General features: G+C 59.4%; 19 protein-coding genes and 3 pseudogenes. 12 read left to right on the top strand and 10 right to left on the bottom strand.

Annotated features, from left to right (window positions below; translation table 11 throughout):
• The first annotated feature begins 908 nt into the window (after positions 1-908).
• Complete coding sequence (locus FA740_RS18080) at positions 909-1,814, top strand: extracellular catalytic domain type 1 short-chain-length polyhydroxyalkanoate depolymerase (RefSeq protein WP_136858223.1); 906 nt, start codon at positions 909-911, stop codon at positions 1,812-1,814.
• Between the two features lie 56 nt (positions 1,815-1,870).
• On the opposite strand, the gene FA740_RS19805 is transcribed toward FA740_RS18080, so the two are convergent.
• Genes FA740_RS19805 through FA740_RS18065 form a run of 4 tightly spaced genes read right to left on the bottom strand, consistent with a single transcriptional unit; the run spans position 1,871 to position 4,766 of the window.
• Complete coding sequence (locus FA740_RS19805; RefSeq protein WP_169306365.1) at positions 1,871-2,029, bottom strand: hypothetical protein; 159 nt, start codon at positions 2,027-2,029, stop codon at positions 1,871-1,873.
• Between the two features lie 26 nt (positions 2,030-2,055).
• Complete coding sequence (locus tag FA740_RS18075; RefSeq protein WP_136858222.1) at positions 2,056-3,225, bottom strand: zinc-dependent alcohol dehydrogenase; 1,170 nt, start codon at positions 3,223-3,225, stop codon at positions 2,056-2,058.
• 3 nt (positions 3,226-3,228) lie between these two features.
• The gene (locus tag FA740_RS18070) at positions 3,229-3,888 is read right to left on the bottom strand and encodes an SRPBCC family protein (RefSeq protein WP_136858221.1); all 660 of its coding nucleotides are present in this window, start codon (positions 3,886-3,888) and stop codon (positions 3,229-3,231) included.
• Between the two features lie 53 nt (positions 3,889-3,941).
• Entirely contained in the window at positions 3,942-4,766 is an 825-nt protein-coding gene (locus FA740_RS18065; protein WP_136858220.1) for a manganese catalase family protein, read from the bottom strand.
• A 316-nt stretch (positions 4,767-5,082) separates the two neighbouring features.
• On the opposite strand from FA740_RS18065, the gene FA740_RS18060 reads away from it, so the two are divergent.
• A complete protein-coding gene (locus FA740_RS18060) occupies positions 5,083-6,084 on the top strand; it encodes a sensor histidine kinase (RefSeq protein WP_211243749.1) in 1,002 nt (333 codons plus the stop codon).
• A 36-nt stretch (positions 6,085-6,120) separates the two neighbouring features.
• Here FA740_RS18060 and FA740_RS18055 read toward each other — a convergent pair whose 3' ends face one another.
• Entirely contained in the window at positions 6,121-6,879 is a 759-nt protein-coding gene (locus tag FA740_RS18055) for a Crp/Fnr family transcriptional regulator (protein ID WP_136858219.1), read from the bottom strand.
• Positions 6,880-7,057: 178 nt separating this feature from the next.
• On the opposite strand from FA740_RS18055, the gene FA740_RS18050 reads away from it, so the two are divergent.
• Positions 7,058-8,044, top strand: a complete 987-nt coding sequence (locus FA740_RS18050) for a GAF domain-containing protein (RefSeq protein WP_136858218.1) — start codon at positions 7,058-7,060, stop codon at positions 8,042-8,044.
• A 257-nt stretch (positions 8,045-8,301) separates the two neighbouring features.
• Here the strand turns inward: FA740_RS18050 and FA740_RS20235 are convergent, their stop codons facing one another.
• The gene (locus FA740_RS20235) at positions 8,302-8,583 is read right to left on the bottom strand and encodes a P-loop NTPase family protein (protein WP_246053723.1); all 282 of its coding nucleotides are present in this window, start codon (positions 8,581-8,583) and stop codon (positions 8,302-8,304) included.
• Between the two features lie 547 nt (positions 8,584-9,130).
• Between FA740_RS20235 and FA740_RS18040 the strand changes: the two genes are divergently transcribed.
• Positions 9,131-10,030 carry a recombinase family protein gene (locus FA740_RS18040; protein WP_136858217.1) on the top strand — a complete coding sequence of 300 codons (900 nt, stop codon included), beginning with the start codon at positions 9,131-9,133 and terminating at the stop codon, positions 10,028-10,030.
• On the opposite strand, the gene FA740_RS18035 is transcribed toward FA740_RS18040, so the two are convergent.
• Together FA740_RS18035 and FA740_RS18030 are read right to left on the bottom strand one after the other, a co-directional pair.
• Positions 10,014-10,409 (bottom strand): PIN domain-containing protein, encoded by a 396-nt coding sequence (locus tag FA740_RS18035; RefSeq protein WP_136858216.1) that lies wholly within the window; start codon positions 10,407-10,409, stop codon positions 10,014-10,016. The genes FA740_RS18040 and FA740_RS18035 overlap by 17 nt on opposite strands.
• Complete coding sequence (locus FA740_RS18030) at positions 10,399-10,626, bottom strand: AbrB/MazE/SpoVT family DNA-binding domain-containing protein (RefSeq protein WP_136858215.1); 228 nt, start codon at positions 10,624-10,626, stop codon at positions 10,399-10,401. Before FA740_RS18030 ends, FA740_RS18035 begins: the two co-directional genes overlap by 11 nt.
• A 217-nt stretch (positions 10,627-10,843) precedes the next feature.
• Here FA740_RS18030 and repA point away from each other — a divergent pair, with 217 nt between their 5' ends.
• The 5 genes and pseudogenes from repA (at position 10,844) to FA740_RS18010 (ending at position 15,309) form a co-directional block, all read left to right on the top strand.
• On the top strand, positions 10,844-12,028 hold the full coding sequence (repA, locus tag FA740_RS18025; RefSeq protein ID WP_136858214.1) for a plasmid partitioning protein RepA: 1,185 nt from the start codon (positions 10,844-10,846) through the stop codon (positions 12,026-12,028).
• Positions 12,028-12,939: a plasmid partitioning protein RepB gene (gene repB / locus FA740_RS18020; protein ID WP_136858213.1), complete on the top strand. Its 912-nt coding sequence runs from the start codon at positions 12,028-12,030 to the stop codon at positions 12,937-12,939. Before repA ends, repB begins: the two co-directional genes overlap by 1 nt.
• Positions 12,940-13,124: 185 nt before the next feature.
• Positions 13,125-14,003 (top strand): plasmid replication protein RepC, encoded by an 879-nt coding sequence (repC, locus tag FA740_RS18015; protein ID WP_277355213.1) that lies wholly within the window; start codon positions 13,125-13,127, stop codon positions 14,001-14,003.
• A 12-nt stretch (positions 14,004-14,015) separates the two neighbouring features.
• Positions 14,016-14,288: pseudogene (gene repC / locus FA740_RS20230) on the top strand (replication initiation protein RepC); the annotation flags it as partial.
• 280 nt (positions 14,289-14,568) lie between these two features.
• Positions 14,569-15,309, top strand: a complete 741-nt coding sequence (locus tag FA740_RS18010; protein ID WP_136858212.1) for a pseudouridine synthase — start codon at positions 14,569-14,571, stop codon at positions 15,307-15,309.
• A 245-nt stretch (positions 15,310-15,554) separates the two neighbouring features.
• Here FA740_RS18010 and FA740_RS18005 read toward each other — a convergent pair whose 3' ends face one another.
• Positions 15,555-16,235, bottom strand: a complete 681-nt coding sequence (locus FA740_RS18005) for a uracil-DNA glycosylase (RefSeq protein ID WP_211243748.1) — start codon at positions 16,233-16,235, stop codon at positions 15,555-15,557.
• 202 nt (positions 16,236-16,437) lie between these two features.
• On the opposite strand from FA740_RS18005, the gene FA740_RS18000 reads away from it, so the two are divergent.
• The 3 genes and pseudogenes from FA740_RS18000 to FA740_RS20220 all read left to right on the top strand — a co-directional run.
• Entirely contained in the window at positions 16,438-16,686 is a 249-nt protein-coding gene (locus tag FA740_RS18000) for a FitA-like ribbon-helix-helix domain-containing protein (protein WP_136858211.1), read from the top strand.
• A 2-nt stretch (positions 16,687-16,688) separates the two neighbouring features.
• Positions 16,689-17,111, top strand: coding sequence for a type II toxin-antitoxin system VapC family toxin (locus tag FA740_RS17995; RefSeq protein WP_136858210.1), 423 nt, complete (start codon positions 16,689-16,691; stop codon positions 17,109-17,111).
• Positions 17,108-18,766 (top strand): annotated as a pseudogene (locus FA740_RS20220) (DNA methyltransferase); the annotation flags it as partial. The gene FA740_RS17995 and the pseudogene FA740_RS20220, both read left to right, overlap by 4 nt.
• Before the next feature lie 54 nt (positions 18,767-18,820).
• On the opposite strand, the pseudogene FA740_RS17985 reads toward FA740_RS20220, so the two are convergent.
• Positions 18,821-18,916, bottom strand: a pseudogene (locus FA740_RS17985) (IS5/IS1182 family transposase); the annotation flags it as partial.

Raw genomic sequence — 18,916 nt, 5'->3', positions numbered from 1 at the left:
ATGGCTGGGAAACCCTTTCTCAGCCTCTCGTGCCGATGTCTCTTGACCTCGCGGCCTGACCGGAGCCAACGTTACATGCTCGGAGCGCGCTGCTCGCCAATTTCCACCACATTCGCGACACGACCGCCCGCGCCACGGCCTTCAAAAGTCGTGGCAACCGCGCCGCCTCGTCACGAACGGGTATGGCGATGTCGATCCGAGTAAAGGTGCCGCCTAAAAGATCCACTGGAGATCCCTGCATTTGAACATTCGGGGCAGTCGCATTATAACCCCTCTCAACCACTGCGCGTTCCCGTAACAAATCGCAGTCGCCTACCCGTTGGGAGCGGTCCAACAACTGCCGACAGGCGGTTACGTCTGTTCTCGCCTGTGTATAAGAGAGTGCTGCCATTCCTGCATTGCGGTAGCTTGGCCTTCGCCGCGAGGTAATGACTGGAGTCGCGTTGACCGAATCTAGTCGGACAGCCGTTGCCATCTGCTCGGTGTTTAATCCTCCCAAATACCGGGTGGAGGGAACATTCCGTCATCCATGGCCTGCTTCGAGATACGTTCGACAGAATGAGCTGTTCCCTGTCGAAACTCCTTCTCCGAAGAAAATATGCCAGTTTGTGCACCGCTCCCGCACTGTCGAATACCGGCATTTCCGTGGCTCGTGCGCTGCCTAAGACTCCCTGCCCCGCTTAATCTGAAGTCTTTTGCCTTAGTCACGGCGACGGGCCAGTTGCGCCCGCGGGAATATGCAGATTGATCGGGACGTTAAATTCAATCGCTCTGTGGGATCGGCCTTCGTTATAGTGCCTACGCCAGAATTTAAGATGCCTGTCTCATGTGGACGATAATGGAACCGACTCTGCGTCACATCCGTTCGATCAGCGAAGCCATAGCCCGGCTCCGGCAAAGGAGCGCTTATGCCCATATCATCCAATCACCCCGACCGCCTGACGCCACTCGTGGCCTTCGGGACCAATCCCGGCGCGCTGCTGGCGAACACATATATTCCAAAGGGCTTTCGCCCGGGCGGACCGCTTGTCGTGGTGCTGCATGGCAGCACGCAGTCAGCCGAAGGGTATGATGGTGGATCGGGGTGGTCCGCGCTGGCGGATGAATATGGCATCGCCCTATTGTTCCCCGAACAGCGCATCAGCAACAACTTCAAAGGAGCCTTCAACTGGTTCCGACGCGGTGACAGCGGCCGGGGCTATGGCGAGCCTCTCTCCATCCGCCATATGATCGATGATGTCGTGACGGAGCATGCCATAGACCCGTTCCGCGTTTTCATCACGGGCCTATCGTCTGGCGGCGCCATGACGTCGGTGATGCTGGCAACCTATCCCGAAGTCTTTGCCGGGGGCGCCATCATTGCGGGTCTGCCTTATCGCACCGCCAACACGCTGATGCAGGCCCTGTACCGCATGAAGGGCTACAGCGGCCCGTCTGACCGGCAGCTAACGGCATTGGTCCGCGACGCGTCGGATAACAGGGGGCCATGGCCAACGATCTCAGTCTGGCATGGTGCACGCGACCGGACCGTGGACATGTGCAACGCCGATTCAATCGTGCGCCAGTGGCAGCAGATCCACCAGGTCGAGGGTCCCCCGGATTCGATCGAGCATCATGACGGCTATACGCGCCAGGTCTGGACCAACGCGCAGGGACGCGTGCTGATCGACGAAATTCTCATTAAGGGGATGGATCATGGCACGCCGATCGGGGCCGGAGGCAAGAAAGGCCTGGGCCGCGAAGGCGCTTACATGCTGGAGGTCGGCATCTCGTCGACGCGGATCATTGCCGATGCTTGGGGATTGACGAAATAGGATAGCTTCTTGGATCAGCGCATCCGGGCAATGGGTGCGCTGATCCGGGAGGTATATCAGGGTTTCGGGCGATCAGCCTTGGTCCGGTTTTCCATCTTTGCGGGGTTCAGCGCGTCGAAGTCCTCGGGCTCGTGCTCGACGCCGGCATGGCGCCCCTGCCCGTTCTGGCGGTCTGGCTCATGCGCTCCGGGTTCCGGTTTCTTGTCGGTCGTCATTGGTCTCTCCTGTCTTTGCGCGTTGGTCACGTCTTCAGCACGACCTTGGTCCAGTCGTTCTGGTTCCAGCGGAACCCGTCATAGCCCTTGGCTGCGTCCTCCAGCGGCAGGCGATGAGAGATCATGAAGGTCGTGTCGAGTTCCCCTTCCTGAATGCGGCGCAGCAGGTCGTGGGTATAGGCCTGCACATGGGTCTGGCCGGTGCGCAGCTGCAGCCCCTTCTGCATCAGCGCGCCAAGCGGGAACTTGTCCATGAATCCGCCATAGACGCCGGGGATCGACACGCGCCCGCCCTTGCGCACGGCCATCAGCGCCTCGCGCAGCGCGTGACCGCTGTCCACGCCGATGCCCACGGCCTGCTTGATATTGTCCATCACCGTGTCCAGGGCAAAGCCGTGCGCCTCCATGCCGACCGCGTCGATGACGGCGTCCGCACCGATGCCGCCGGTCATCTCCATGATCGCCTCCAGCACCGAAGTCTGCTTGAAGTCGATCACCTCGGCCCCCATTCGGCGGGCCAGGACCAGACGGTTGGGATAGTGGTCGATGGCGATGACGCGTGCTGCGCCCATCAACCGCGCAGCCTGGATCGCGAACAGCCCGACCGGACCGCAGCCCCAGACCACGACAGTGTCATCCGGCTCGATATCGGCGTTGTCCGCGGCCATCCAGCCCGTGGGCAGGATGTCGGACAGGAACAGAACCTCATCGTCGTCCATGCCTTCGGGGATGACGATCGGACCCACGTCGGAAAACGGCACGCGGACATACTCTGCCTGTCCACCCGGATAGCCGCCCGTCAGGTGGCTATAGCCGAACAAGCCGGCGGCCGCATGGCCGAACATGGCTTCGGTCGGGTCCTGCTTGTCGGCAGGGTTGGAGTTGTCGCAAGCCGAGAACTGAGCCCGCTGGCAAAAAAAGCACGCGCCACAGGAAATAGTGAAGGGCACGACGACCCGCTGGCCGACCTTCAGCGTGCTGCCGGGGCCGACATCGACAACCCGGCCCATGAACTCGTGACCCAGAATGTCGCCCGCCTGCATGCCGGGGATCACCCCGTCGAACAGGTGCAGGTCGGACCCGCAGATCGCGGTCGAGGTGACCTGGATGATCGCGTCACGGGGGTTGACGATCTGGGGGTCGGGCATCGTCTCGACGCGGACGTCGTACTTGCCGTGCCAGGTGAGTGCGCGCATGGATCAGGCCTCCTGTCTGCGGTTGCGGGGGGTGGCGATTTCGCCGGTCTCAAGGAACATCTTAAGCCGCTTCAGCTCGCGACGGCCCTGAATGGCAGGGTCCGCTTGAAACAGCATGGCCACGACCCGGCCAAGTGCCCCCATGGGCGGCGCATAGCCAATGACAGCCGTTACCTCGGTGCCGCGCTTGCCTGGGGCGTCACGGAAGGTGATCCTTCCCTTGGTTTCGATCTGCGACCCCTCGGTCGAGGCCCATGCGATGACCTTACCAGGCTCATCCTCGGTGATCCGGGTCCGCAACTTGATGTCAGCTCCAGCGCCGCACAGGGTCCAGTGGGTGATCTCGCCTCGGGTTTCCACCGAGTCGACGCTCTCCATAACACCGCTCAGGTTGTCGAACTTGCGCCAGAAGCGGTAAATCTCCTCTCGTGGCCGGTCGATGGTCACGGTCCGGCCGGCGAAGGTAAAGCGGCCCCCCGATGCGTGTTTCAGGGTGCGCTCCGGCGCACTGTCCGCGGGACGGCGTTTGGGCTGCCGCAGAAACAGCCAAGTGGCGCCCGCCACCCCCAAACAGACACCAAGAGCAATTCCCGGCCCTGGCCCCGATCCGGGGCGGGTGGCGTGGCGGGTGCGATAGGGTTCGGAGACGATATAGCGGGGCATGGACGGTCCTTTCAGACAGGCTGCGGCACCGCATTACGGTGCCGCGCCATGGATTATTGCTGTTCGATCTGGGTGCCCGAATTGGGGCGCGCACGGCCCAGGTCGGGCTTTTGTCCCAGGGGCTCGACCTTTTCGCGAACGGTGAACTCGGCCCGCCCGTCCAGCGAGGGTCCCGAGGTCCAGCGCCCCTCCGGGGTCGGCTCGTCCAGCGACGTGTTCAGGAAATAATACGAATGCTCGGTCGCTTCGTGTTCCGTGGGCGTGGAATTCGGGATCGGCAGGACAGCCTGCATTCCGCCCAATTCTTCGATCACGGCCAGCCACTGCTGCTGATGCATGGTGTCACGCGCGATCAGGAAGGACAGCATATCCTTCATCCCCGCATCATCCGTCATGTTGTACAGCCGCGACGCCAGAACGCGTCCGCTACCCTCAGCCATGGCATTGGCCATCATGTCGGCGGCCAGATTGCCCGAAGCATAAACATGGCTCATGTCGAAGGGGATACCGTTCGAATCCACAGGCATCGCCGACAGACCTGAAGACAGAATATGCCGGGGATCGGCACCACCCATGATCGCATGAACGATCGGATCGCGGGCGGCATCCTCCTGCACGGTCAAGGGCGCGCCCTCAAGATTCAGGGCAACGGCATGGCCCAGAAACTCGATATGGCTCAATTCCTCAGTGGCAGTCATCATCAGCATGTCACGATACTTGCTGTCGCCCCGCGCACCCATTGCCTGAAAAAAATACTGCATGGCAACCCGGATCTCTCCTTCGACACCACCGATCGCCTGCTGCAGATACTTGGCGAACTGGGGATCGGGACGATCGACACGGACTTGATATTGCAGCTTACCTGAATGGTAAAACATGGCTGGCTATCCTTTCATGCTGGACCCTGGTCGGGCATGGGTCCAACAAGGGGATACTGCTATTGTTCCGGGTCGTAATTCTGCAATATGGGAAATATGGCGTCAGAAAAGATATTCAGCTGAAAATCTCGGCTGAGAATCTCATATAAGTGTATGTTGCAAAGGCGCTAATTTCTGTGCTTGCCCTGCCTGAGCGGAAACTGGCTAATTCATGTTAGCCAAGCATATATATTTGCTGAGATTTTCTCTGCTGTGGTATCTATATGCCAAGCACAATGTTTTAATTCATGAAAATCATCAGGAAAAGTGAAGCACCTTGCCCCATAAATCGGCGACCGACCCCGATTGGGGCTATGATGTGCTACGCCGTGCCATCGATGCTGCCGGCATCAGCCTATGGACCTGGCACATCGACACCGATGACCTGACCATGGACGAAAAGGGCTACGCTCTTTGGGGCATCGCACCTGATCGGGACGTGACGTTTGAATGCCTGTCGGCCAAGGTCCATCCTGCAGACAGGGACAGGGTCCGGGCCGCTTTCAACGCCACGCGGGCGCTGGTCGGCACGTATGAGATCGATTTTCGGACCGTGCATGACGGCGTCGTGCGGTGGATCTCTGCGCGGGGCAAGGGCGATGACACCGGGATCGTCGAGCAAAAAGTATCGGGCGTCTTTCTGGACATCACCGATCGCAAGCAGGCCGAAGAGGGGCACGAACTGCTGGCAGGCGAAATGAGCCACCGCGTCAAGAACCTGCTGGCCATCGCGTCGGGACTGACGCGGATCACCTCGCGCTGCTCTAGCTCGGTTGAGGACATGACGTCCCAGCTGATGCATCGCCTGACCGCGTTGGATCGTGCCCATGACCTGGTCCGCCCCCTGCCCGGCGGAGAGGGACGGGCCGCGTTGCTGGGTGATATCTTCACTGTCCTGCTGGCACCCTATGATGATGACGGGGCGTTCGCCGGTCGTATCCGGGTTGCCGTTCCACGGATCGGTGTCGGTCAGGAAACGGCCACGTCGTTGGCGCTGGCGGTTCATGAATTGGCAACCAACGCGCTGAAATACGGCGCACTATCCGTGGCGACCGGCACATTAGATATCTCGGGGACCATGGATAACGATGTCGTCCAGATATCCTGGGCGGAACAGGGCGCGCCGGAGATGGACCGTGGCAGGAAATCCCATGGCTATGGCAGTGTGCTTGTCCAGCAAACCGTCGAGGGGCAGCTTGGCGGCACTATCACCTACGATTGGACGAAAAATGGAGCAGTCATCAAGATGACGCTGAACAAGGCGTGCCTGGCAGGCTGAAACGCAGGTGTGCGACCCCGCGCAGGCGTCGGCTGTTCACCGCCCTCGTCCACCCTTGGTCGGCTGGTACGCGGTGTCGGGCGGGAACAAAAACTCCTCGAACCTGGCCCTGACCACGCCATAGCATTCGCAGGATGCGGCCTCCATTCCCGCTCGATCCTCGATCTGCATCAGACCCCGGCGATAGGTGATGAATCCGCGCCTCTGCAGCGATTGTGCGGCATGCGTGATCGACGTGCGGTTTGCACCCATCACCCGTGCCAGGAATTCGTGTGTATAGGTCAACTCGTTCCCCTTGGCGCGATCGTGCATCATCAGAAGCCATCGGCACATCCGCTGCTCAATCGTGTGCAAGGCGTTGCAGCCGACGGTTTGGGCGACCTGTGACAGGACCGTGTCGGAATAGCTGACGAACAGATCCTGGATTTCCGGATCGGCGTGAAACAACTCCCTGAGCGGAGAAATCTCGCAGCGCTGCATCGGCCCAACCAGTTGCACCAGACATCGGGTGCTGGATGCCGCACCATACATTGCAGGGAAAATCCCGAACGCCCCTTCGTTGCCGATATTGGCACATTCAATCTCAGCCCCGTTCTCCATGACCGTCAGCAGCGAAAGCACGCAGCCCTCAGGGAAATAAGCGTGAGTCAGCAGGCCGCCTGCCTCGCAAATGATATCGCCCAATGTGACGTCGACAGGCTCCAGAGAGGGCAGGATATACTGATAGGCGTCTTCACCAAGAGCGCCGAGGATCGTATTCGAGCCAGGCTTGGCCAAGCTGCTTGCAGTTTTCATGGAAGGCTTTCTGCCACGCTGACGGCCCCGATCGGATCGTCTTTGCGAGTGACGCAGTTTAGCGCGGTAACCCATAAGATAGTTCCGCAATCTGTTGGCTGCTCAACAGACAGGCATACGGGCGCAGTCTATACATTTTGAACAGACAAATCTTATATGGTCCAATCTTGGAGTTTGCATGTCCGATCCGAAACCAGAATACGGCACAGAACGGCAATACGAACCCGCCTCCCAGGCTTGTCAGCCGGACTCGACGTCAGATGCTGGCGACAGGATTGTATCAAGACACAATGTGGTCCGCCTGACCAACAGCGGCCTGTTGCTTCCTGCCAGGACGCCGATGTTCGATCGTGTCGTTGATCAGACCCGTCGGATCTTCAACTGCCGGGCCAGCATGTTGACGATCATCGACGAGGAAAACGATAGACAGTTCTTCAAGGCTGAGTCCGGTCTTGCCTCCTCAGCCGATGACGCCAGGGAAACATCACTCGCCTATTCGTTTTGCAAAACGGTGGTTCAAAATTCTGCGCCGCTTGTCATCAAGGACGCCCGAAACGATCCGCGTGTCACCGGGCATGAAGCCATCGCAAGGTTCGATGCCGTCGCCTATCTGGGCGTGCCGATCAAGGACGAGACCGGTCAGGCGATCGCAGCCCTGTGCCTGGTCGAGCCCGTGCCGCGCAACTGGACCTCGGCCAACATCGAGGTTCTTCAGGCCTTCGCCGAGGGCGTGTCCACGCAGATCAAGAGCATGTTCTGGGCCGAGAAGGCGCGAACTGAGAACTCAGGCATCACACGGGATGTCCCCTTCCGCATCGGCAAGATCGTGGGAGCGTCGTTGACCTACCATCACGGACCAGACGGCACCGAGCGGATCGAAAACGCTTCGAGGGAAACCGCAGATATCTGGGGCATGCTCGGGCATGTCTATGCTGATACATACAGCGATGTCTTTGGGATGTGTCTAGTCGAGGACTATCCCTTGGCACGCGCCTCCTTCGGAAACTCTGCGGCGGGCATGATCCCTTGGCATCACAAATGGCGAATCAGAACGCCCCAGGGCCAGGTAAAGTGGCTGGAGGGTCATGGTCTGCCGGTGCCCAGCTCTGTGGGCGGTATCCTTTGGAAGTGCATCGTGAGCGACGTCACCCCCGTCTTTTCCTGAACGTCCCTGTTCTTGCCATCCCGGTTCCAGACCCCTTGATGTGAAGCCCTCCGCATTCTTCTGACGATGCAGGCGGACCAGAACGGCAGGGGTCACTGTGTTGACCCAGTGCTGGTCTCATCAGCGGCAGGCTGAGCGTGAGGGGCATCTCCCTCCCCTGGCCGGTGTCCTGCATCGTCAGCTTGTTACAATCCTATCGATTTCCAGCATGTAGCTGGTGTTAGAGGTGGCCGGCTCTGCCGTCCGGTCGTCCAGTGTCAGCACCGTGCACTTCCGGCGCGTAAAAAAAGCTTCAGCGCCAGGATCTGGCAGCGGTAGTGAAGCGGGTTCTGCCCTAGCAGCCGAAGTTCGGACAGGCTGTCCAGCCCCACTCGGGTGGGGACGGTCCTCTCCACCAGCTCAAAGATGGCGCGGGCCGTTTCGGTCAGCTCGACCTCGCTCGAATGCAGCAGCGACTGCTCCTGATCGACGCCAAACTCGTCGGCAGTATTAAATATCTTGATGTACAGGCCGCGGTGACCGACCCGCCGCCCCTCCATCAGAAACTTCAGCGCCAGGTCGACTTGCCCGATCCCGGCATCCCCTCGACAAGGTAGAGCCTGTACGGCTTCAGCCCACCCCGCAGCATGCCATCAAGACTAGATGTCCCCGTCCCGGACCAGCGGTTGAGTTCCAATCCTCAGGAATATCCGGTCGCCAGCGCTTTGGTCCGCAAGACCAGCAAGACCGGCAAGACCGGCAAGACCAGCAAGACTGCGGCCTCACCAATGCCCGCACCACCTAATAAGAGATGATCGCCATAGATGTTGCAGCGCCGCCTATCGGATGATCTCGGTCCTAACAATAATTATTAAAATCAAATTATTGTATTTTAAATAATCACTTATTATTCACTTTGAAGAACACTCCGGGCTTTCTGAACACCGACGTTATTGACGGTTCCATCTTCGTCACCGGCTGGCCCGCAGCATCGCAATCGCATCGTATTTCCTCGGAAATCCGTAAGCACCCGGCGCACTCCACCGCTTGCATCCGTCTACAAACGGTCGTTTATTGGCATCTTCGAAAATTGAAAGTTGGCTTGATATGCGCTTGATTGGCTATGCTCGCGTCTCTACTGATGATCAGACGCTCTTGCCGCAGGTCCAGGCCCTGACAGGCGCAGGCTGCGCCACCATTCAGGAGGAGCACGCCTCAGGTGGCAATCGGGCCCGTCCCGTTCTGGCACGGGTCCTGGAGGCGATCCGCAGGGGCGACACGCTGGTCGTCGTCCGCATAGACCGGCTCGCCCGCTCCCTCTCGCATCTCCTGGAGGTTATCGAACAACTTGAAGCAAAGGGGGCGTTCTTTCGGTCGATCGAGGATCCGATCGATACCGCATCGCCCCAAGGCAAGTTCACACTCCAGGTCCTCGGGGCGGCGGCGGAGTTCGAGCGCGCCCTGATCCGCGAACGCACCAAGGCAGGATTGGCCAGCGCCCGTCTCGAAGGTCGGATCGGCGGCAATCCCGGTCTGCGTGCCCGAAACCCGGACGCATTGCGCAAGGTGCGTATGGCGCGGCATGAGGGCTATATGGAGAGAGTTGGCCAAACCGCAACGGACTGGGTCCCGCAGGTTCGCCGACTGCGGCCGCACATGGCTTGGGAGGATGTCCTGCGGATCATCAATGCCACCCTGCCCCCGAACCGTCACTGGACACAAGCGCGACTGCTGAGGGCTGTGCGGGCCTATGTTCGCGACGGGTTCCTGCCCCCGGAGGTGCTGGGGCGTGCCGCCCGGCGCGTGGGTGACGACCGCCTGCCCGCGATTGTGGCGGCGATAAAGGGGGCGGATCCGCAGATCACGTTGCTGCAAATTTGCGATCGCCTGGAGGCGATGCGCGAACGCACGCCGCGTGGACGCACGAAATGGCAGCCGTCATCGGTCAGAATGCTGCTGGAACGCGCGGAAAGGCTGGGGATGCTGTCGGTCAGACGAAAGGATTGACAAGCCGCAGCTGGCCTTCAACTAGAAGGCCCGCATGCATGTCCTCAGTCCATAGGGTCTTGCATCCGGCGATCAGGGCAGCAGCAACGATCATCGCGTCATAGACCGAAAGCCCATAGCGCTCGGCAAGCGCTCGACCGACCTCATGCGTGTGCAGAGTGACATTCTCGACAGGGCAAAGCGCCCGCACCCCGGCCAGGAAGCTGGCCGTTTCCTTCCAGTCGAGGCCCGCCTTGCGACGACAGTTGACCATCGCCTCGTTCAGCACCTGCACGCTGATAAGAGGGCCCTGAGCCAGAATTGTTTCTGCGCGGTCGGCCTTGGGGCCATCGTCCAGCAGATAAAGAACGACATTCGTGTCGACAAATTCAGCGCTCATGCGCGGCATCGCGGCTTAACCGTTCGGCGGCGGGCAGTGTGCCACGAAAGCGACGCAACCCGTCCAGCACTTCGTCGGCACGGGGCAGGCGTCGGACTCTCACTGGGCCGCCATCCTGCAGCAGATCGATCTGATCCCCCTCTTTTAAGCCCATGTTCCGCACCAGTTCCGCGGGTAGGCGGACGGCCAAGGAGTTGCCCCACTTTGCGACCTGCATCTCAACCTCCGCTAATGTGTATATCCTTCTCATAATGTATATCTTACCGTCTCGGGACGCAAGTGGGGGCATCAGCACCTCCGGCCGCATCGCGGGCATCCGCAGGGCAAGTGGAGGCTATGCCAAAATCTGTTGCAGGAATCGACGGACTGAGCTTTACTTACGGCACAAACAGAATAAGACGCCGCAAAGCGTAACACCATCGGGCAGGCTCGGAATGAGAGTACAAGAACGGATCGACCAGCTGGTCGGCGACCACGCTGCACGCCTGTCAGAGCGTCTGCAAGCCCATCGCGCCCAGCTGTTTCCGCCTGATGCACGTCGGGAACTGCGCAAATTCACCTCGGGCGAGGTCGCGGAACTCCTAGGCGTCAAGGATGCCTATCTGCGCAAGCTGAACCTTGACGGGCGCGGCCCCTCGCCCGAGACTCGGGCAGGCGGGCGGCGCTATTATTCGCCCGCCGACATTCAAGCACTGCGCGAAATGCTCGAAAAAGGGGCGAAAAGTCCTGGAACCTATCTGCCCGGCCGCCGCGCGGGCGACCACATGCAGGTCATTGCGGTCATCAACTTCAAGGGCGGCTCGGGCAAGACCACCACAGCGGCCCATCTGGCGCAGAAGCTGGCACTGGACGGTTATCGGGTGCTGGGGATCGATCTGGACCCACAGGCTAGCCTGTCGGCTCTGCATGGTTTTCAGCCGGAATTTGACCTGCTGGATGGCGGCACGCTGTACGACGCGATCCGTTATGACGACCCGGTGCCGTTGCGCAACGTGATTCAGCAGACCTATTTCACCCATCTCGACCTGATCCCCGGCAACCTAGACCTGATGGAGTTTGAACACGACACCCCCCGCGCATTGATGGAACGGTCGGGTACTCTTTTCTTTACTAGGATTGGCGACAAGCTGGGCGAAGTTCAGGACGATTACGATGTGGTCGTAATCGACTGTCCGCCGCAGCTGGGTTTTCTAACCATGTCAGCTCTGTCCGCTGCCACCGCCATTCTCGTGACGGTACATCCGCAAATGCTAGACGTCATGTCAATGTGCCAGTTCCTGCTGATGACCTCGAATCTACTGGGCGTCGTGGCTGAGGCGGGCGGCGACATGACCTACGACTGGCTGCGTTATGTTGTGACACGGTATGAGCCGGGCGACGGGCCACAAAATCAGATGGTTAGCTTTATGCGGTCGCTGTTCGGCGACCATGTCTTGAACCACCCGGTGTTAAAATCAACGGCAATTTCAGACGCGGGCATCACCAAACAGACGCTTTACGAAGTCGAGAAAAGCCAGTTCACGCGCGGAACCTATGAGCGCGCAATGGAAAGCCTGAACGCCGTCAACGGCGAGATCGAGGGGCTCATACAGGCCGCATGGGGCCGGGGAGGACGCTGATGGCACGCAAAAATCTACTCAAGGATCTGTTGGCACAGGCCCACGCAGGTCAAGATACGCCGACGACCGCCCTACCCCGCTCGCATCGTGGCGCAATTGGCGCCGTCAGCCAGTCCCTCGCCGACCTGAAATCACGGGCGCTGGTCGAAGTGCCGGCCGAGGTGATCGACATGGCGGGTCTGAGCGACCGGCTGGACGCCGACCCCGAAGGGATAGAGGCACTGAAGGCCTCAATCGCGGAATACGGGCAGCAGGTTCCGGTGCTGCTGCGCCACAGTGCCACGCAAGAAGGGCGGTTCGACATCGTCTTTGGTCGCAGGCGTGTTCAGGCCCTTAAGGAGTTGCGACTTCCGGTCAAGGCGATGGTGCGGAATCTGAACGATCATGATCTAGTCATTGCGCAGGGTCAGGAAAACAGCGCTCGCAAGGATCTAAGCTTTATTGAAAAGGCTAATTTCGCCGCGCAGATGCAGCAGGGCGGCTATGACCGCAAGGTCATCTGCGACGCGCTGTCGATCGATAAGACGGTAATCTCTCGGATGCTATCAATTATTGACGCTCTGCCTGCCGGGTTGATTCGCGCCATCGGTGCCGCCCCCGGCGCGGGTAGGGACCGCTGGCTGGCCCTGGCCGACAAGGCGCAAGGTCAGCCGCCTGAAGTCCTGATCGCCTCCGCCCAAGGCCCCGATTCCGACGCGCGATTTCTGGCCGTACTGGAATCTTTGGCACTGCCCAAGGCCGTGCCAAGTACCCGCACCCTAACGGGTCGCGACGGCGGCCAGTTAGGCCTAGCACGAAAAACAAAAGGAAAAACTGTGATCGAGCTATCTGGTCAAGGACGGGATTTTGCCGATTGGCTTATCGATCACATCGAAGACCTTCACCGCGACTGGTCGAATAAGAACCAATAGCGGCGCGAAGATTAGCAGGACATAAATAAGGAGGCACAACGGGACAGACCAAAAGAAAAGCCCCTCAGGACATACATCCCGAAGGGCCGCTTCTCGAACTCGCACCTCGAAGATAGCGGCTTTCGTTGACAACTGTCAACAGCGTCTTGTCGGGCGACCGATGGTTCATACCTTGTGATAATCAAATGAGGCATATTTCAATGACGCCCTTTGGGCGGCAGCCGGTGACGGCTGGCCTGTTGGCAACCCATACGCTGGCCGAGGCCCCTGCCCCGGTGCAGGCGTGTGACAAATGGGCGTTACTGCGGGATCTCACCGTCGCTCGTCAGGCTTTTGGCGTCAGTGACCGGGATCTGGTTGTTCTGGCGGCGTTACTGTCCTGTCACCCGACGCCAAAATTAACCGAAGACACATCACTGATCGTGTTCCCTTCAAACGCCACCCTGTCGGACCGCGCGCATGGAATGCCAGAAAGCACATTGCGCCGCCATATTGCGGCACTTGTGCAATCGGGTCTAATCCTGAGACGCGACAGCCCCAACGGCAAACGCTATGCCCGTCGCAGCGCCTCGGGGCGGATTGACCGCGCGTTCGGCTTTGATCTGCGCCCACTAGCGCTGCGCGCGTCTGAGATCACTATGAAAGCAGACGAGGCCCGCAGCGCAGCGCATGAACTGCGCTGCTATCGCGAAGCCGTTGTAATCGGCATTCGCGATTTGACCAAGCTAGTGATCTGGGGGGCCGAGCAGACCTCTGCTGACTGGACCGCATTGAAAGATGCTTGCAAAAACCTGCAGCGCGGCCTGAGGCGTAAGCTAGACCTGTCACAACTTCAGAGCATGGAGCTCAGCATCCGGGCCTTGACGGACCAAGTCCACGCCTTAATCGCCCCACAAGAAGCCAGCAAAACGTCTGAAATGAGCGGCACTGTCATCCAAATTGAGCGGCACCAACAGAGTTCAAATAAAGATGACTTAGAATCTGAACAAAGCCATAAAAAACGAACAAGAGCACCACAATCCATTCCCCTTAGCCTTATACTGAAAGCTACTCCAGATATCTGAGACTATGCGCCCGAGGGTGTCCAGACTTGGCAAGACCTGGTAAGGGTGGCTGATCTAGTGCGGCCAATGTTGGGCATCACACTCGAGGCATGGCAACGTGCCTGCAAGGTAATGGGCACGGAAGGCGCAGCAGTCACACTGGCATGCATGCTGCAGCGCCACGATTCCATCATGCGCCCAGGTGGGTATCTGCGCACGCTCACAGACAAAGCAGAAGGGCAGGGGTTCTCTCCAGGCCCGATGGTTATGGCGTTGTTGCGGTGTGGTAACGGCATGCAGGTCTGAGAATTGACAGCTGTCAACACAGTGCAACGGGCGAGATTAAGCTCACGCGTTTTCTTAAGCTTAACGCAGGATGCACCTCAGAACCCACTCCCGTAACAACTGGGTCATTTTCAGTCCTCCTGCCGGAAAATCTTCAAACGGGATGGATGTTCCGGTATGTCAACTCACTAATCCAATGAATAACCTTCGTATACCGACGGCGATTTAACTTCCTGCTGTGTCGTTAGAGGAGGGGCAGCGGCTCACTCCTTCCATTGCCCCAGGATCTTGAACAAGGACTATGAGTATCACACGCCTCGCGACGACCCGCATCGACAAGCTGCTTTCCTCCATGGGCTATGGATCACGCGCGGATATCGCAAGAATGGCCAGGGCCGGAGCGATCACGATGGATGCGGTAAAGGTGCTAGACGCTGCAAGCCGCGTTCCGATCACGCCCGACCTTCCACTGCGGTTCACGATTGATGGACAGGCGCTCGATCCGCTTCCGGGAATGGTCATTTTGCTGAACAAACCCGTCGGCGTGACATGCTCGCATAACGACAGTGGACCGCTGGTCTACGAGTTACTTCCCCATCGCTGGCGGCGGCGAGACCCTGTGCTTTCGACCGTCGGTCGGTTGGACAGGCAGACGTCCGGACTTCTCTTGCTGACCGATGACGGTAATTTACTACACCGCATCATCAGTCCAAGGCGGCGCATCAAGAAAATCTATCGCGTCAACCTGGCCCGGCCACTGGCCGGTTCGGAAGGCACCATCTTCGCTTCGGGCGATCTGATGCTGCGGGGAGAGACCAAGCCGTTGGCACCGGCCGACCTAACAGTCGTGTCGGAAACCGAAGTCCTGCTCAGTATCACCGAGGGCCGTTATCACCAGGTCCGGCGCATGTTTGCCGCGATCGGCAATCACGTCGAGCATTTGAAAAGAGAACGGTTGGGTGGATTGTCATTACCGGCCGATCTGGCACCGGGGCAGTGGACGCAGCTGAACAAATCAGAGACTGATTCAGTCTTTCAGTAGCGAAGGCTGAAAAAATTCCTCGACCTGGAAATGATGGCAGGAATGAACCCCAGGGGCCTATGTTACAGGCCACGGGGTTCACTCAGGGCATGTATCGAAAGCCATGCCTTTCTGGGCCATATCGCATAAATACGGTCCGTGACGGCTAATGCAGCACGCAGGACGCCGTTGCACCAGCGATCGTTTTTAAACACGGGGCAGGGGAAATGATGTATTCCCCGAGCGGCCTCTGAGTTGGAAATCTCCTAATTGAGTGAGGTCACTGCCTTGGCCCAGATGCCGGGAATGGCCGCATGCTGATCAGGGTATCGCGCTCTGACACGTGGTGAGGGATGGGCCGAGTGCCACACCCTCAGATCCCGCATTGCCAGCATGTTCGCAGCACGCGCGGCCTTCTTACCGACAAGGACCACGCTTTGAAGGCGAGGCAGTAGGTTCAACAACGCCTCCAAACGCAGCAATCCAAGTCGCCACTCCTCAGGCGTCACCTTTGTGCTGTCATTCCACCAAGGTATCGAGTTCCAGATGAGCGTCTCATTTCGCATGATCGGGATTTGCTGCATGAAAGTGAACGTGGCGCCCGCGCTCTCGTCATCGTTGTCGCGGGAGATGAAACCGGAACCAGCGCGACCCGGGCGATCGGCGTCTGTCATAGGACCAGGCTTCTCCAAGAGAAAGAGGATGCGGGCACCCACACCGCCGTCCATCGGATCGAAGTCTGGAACAGCCCCGCGACCTTCGGCTCTGAGGCCTGCCACCATGTCATTCAGCGGCGCCATGTGGGGGCTGTCGCGCAACATCTTGCGATAGGTTAGCTGGCGGATATCGCGCAAGCCGCGCGGCATATCAGGGGCAGGGAGGCCGTCTGCCGGAATGATGATAAGCTCATCCTCCACATCATAAACGAATTTGCTTTTGCGCGGCATTGCGAGTGTCAATCTCCATGGTGATCGGCTTGCCGCGTCTGGTTTGGTAGGCCGCAATATCTTCATACAGGCTAAGGGTCTTTTGCAGTTTCTCGCTATACAGAACTCACACGGGAGAACGCGCAGACATACCCCAAGCCAAAAGCCTGACATTGAATGTGATTGCGTTGTATGCGATGATGACAGCCTATGCGGAGGTACCATGGCCAGCATCACCATTAGAAACCTTCAGGATGACGTCAAGCGACGGCTGCGCATCAGGGCTGCCGAGCATGGTCGCTCCATGGAGGAGGAGGCCCGCGAGATCCTGCGCGAGGTCGTGGGGGAGGCGAAGCCCGCTCATGATCTGGCCGCAGCTATTCGAGCCCGTGTTGCGCCTCTTGGAGGGGTCACCTTGGATCTACCGCCGCGAGAGCCCATGAGAGACCCGCCAGCGTTTGATCAGGCATGAGCATGATCATCGTTGACACGAACGTGGTCTCCGAGCTGTTGCGCCCTGAGCCTGAGCCCCGTGTTGAGCGGTGGCTTTCTCAGCAAGACGGCCAGACTGTTTATCTGACAGCAATTTCCGAAGCCGAGCTTCGTCATGGCTTGGCCATCATGCCTGCGGGGAAACGGCGCACCGCCCTGATGGATGCTGTTGATAATATCCTTCGTGAGGATATGGCGGGCCGCATTCTGCCCTTCGATAGTGCCGCTGCCCAATCCTATGCAATCATCGCAGCGGGACGGCGTGCTGCCGGTCGCCCAATCATGCAGGCAGACTGCCAGATCGCCGCGATAGCGCATGCCCACGGCGCACCTGTTGCCACCCGAAACACGCCCGACTTCGAGGGCTGTGGCATAGATCTGATCAATCCTTGGAATGCTGAATGAACGCCGTTGAAATTGAACAGGCCATTTCCGAACTGGCGGAGCAGCCCTTCGACCCCGCCGAATTACCTTATGCCTTCCTGACCGCCTTCGGGAACAAGGACACGACGATCAAGCGGCTTCGCAGCGGGGGGACCAACAAGTCTGACTTTACGGGCCCGTGGGGCGGGTGTTCACCAGACAAACAACATCCACCTGGCAGCCTGCGCGCCTGGCGCTGTCGCCGAGGCGCTGGCCGCGCTCAGGGCCAGTCCCCTGACAGCCCGCGCCAAGGCCAAGTTCATCCTTGCCACTGATGGTGTCGAGCTTGAGGCAGAAGACATCACCAGCGGGGAAACCATCGCCTGCCGCTCGCGGGCATTTCCACGGTCAAGCAGATCCGAGAGAGCGCGTTCGATATCCGCGCGACCAGCCGCCTGAACCGGCTCTATGTCGAGCTGATCAAGGACAATCCCGATTGGGGCAGCTCGGACCGACGAGATGACATGAACCATTTCGTGGCGCGTCTGATCTTCTGCTTCTTTGCCGAGGACACTGACATCTTTGCCACTGAACGCCTGTTCACCGCGACGGTCGATCGGATGTCGGACCGGGACGGTGCCAACACGCATGAGGTCATTGGCGAGATCTTCCGTGCGATGAACACGCCCATTGCGAAACGAGCCGAGGCCAAGTTGCCGCGATGGGCCGATGCCTTCCCCTATGTGAACGGAGGCCTCTTCTCGGGCAGCACAGACGTGCCGCGCTTCTCAAAGATCGCGCAGCGCTATCTGTCCCACATCGGCGGCCTCGACTGGACGCAGATCAACCCGGATATTTTCGGCTCGATGATCCAGGCGGTGGCGGATGAGGAAGAGCGCTCTGTCCTAGGCATGCACTATACCGGCGTGCCGAACATCCTGAAGGTGCTGAACCCGCTGTTCCTGGACGATCTGCGGGCCGAACTGGAGGCGGCGGGCGACAACACCTGCAAGCTGGCCAATCTGCGTGCGCGCATGGCCAAGATCCGGGTCTTTGATCCGGCCTGCGGGTCAGGCAACTTCCTGGTCATCGCCTATAAGGCGATGCGGGCCATAGAGGCCGAGATCAACTGGCGCCGCGTCGAGGCGGACCGCCGCACAGACATACCTCTGACCAACTATCGCGGGATCGAGCTGCGCAGCTTATCGGCCGAGATCGCGCGGCTGGCGCTGATCATCGCGGAATACCAGTGCGACGTCACCTATCGGGGCCAGAAGGAGGCGCTGGCCGAGTTCCTGCCGTTGGATGCGCAGAACTGGATCACTTGCGGCAATGCCCTGCGGTTGGATTGGCTGTCGGTCTGCCCGCCCACGGGGACAGGGGTAAAGTTTCAAGCCGATGATCTGTTCATGTCGCCGCTGGATCAGGCGCAGATCGACTTCGCGAATGAAGGGGGCGAGACCTATATCTGCGGGAACCCACCTTACTTGGGGTCCAAGTGACAATGTGTAGAGCAAAAAGACGATCTGCAGCGAGTTTTTGGCGGGCGCACGACAAGCTGGAAGTCGCTCGACTATGTCTCTGGCTGGTTTATAAAAGCCACCGATTACGGCTTACACACGCCTGCTGCGTCGGCTTTTGTATCAACCAATTCGATCTGCCAAGGGCAGCAGGTTCCTATCCTTTGGCCGCTGATCGGCGTTGTTGCAGAAAGGCGGCGTGATGCGTGACTGCCCCTTCCCCCTTCATCGTCAGGCCACGCGGACGATCTCGGCGGTGCCGAGGGCGTTGAAGCGGTTCATGAGCGCGACGCGGATATGGATTTCGGCGGTCTGACGGTCGGGGTC

Source organism: Paracoccus hibiscisoli (assembly GCF_005048265.1).
Lineage (GTDB): Bacteria > Pseudomonadota > Alphaproteobacteria > Rhodobacterales > Rhodobacteraceae > Paracoccus > Paracoccus hibiscisoli.
Note: the sequence above shows the minus strand (reverse complement) of the source record. Positions and strands in the feature narration are given on the sequence as shown.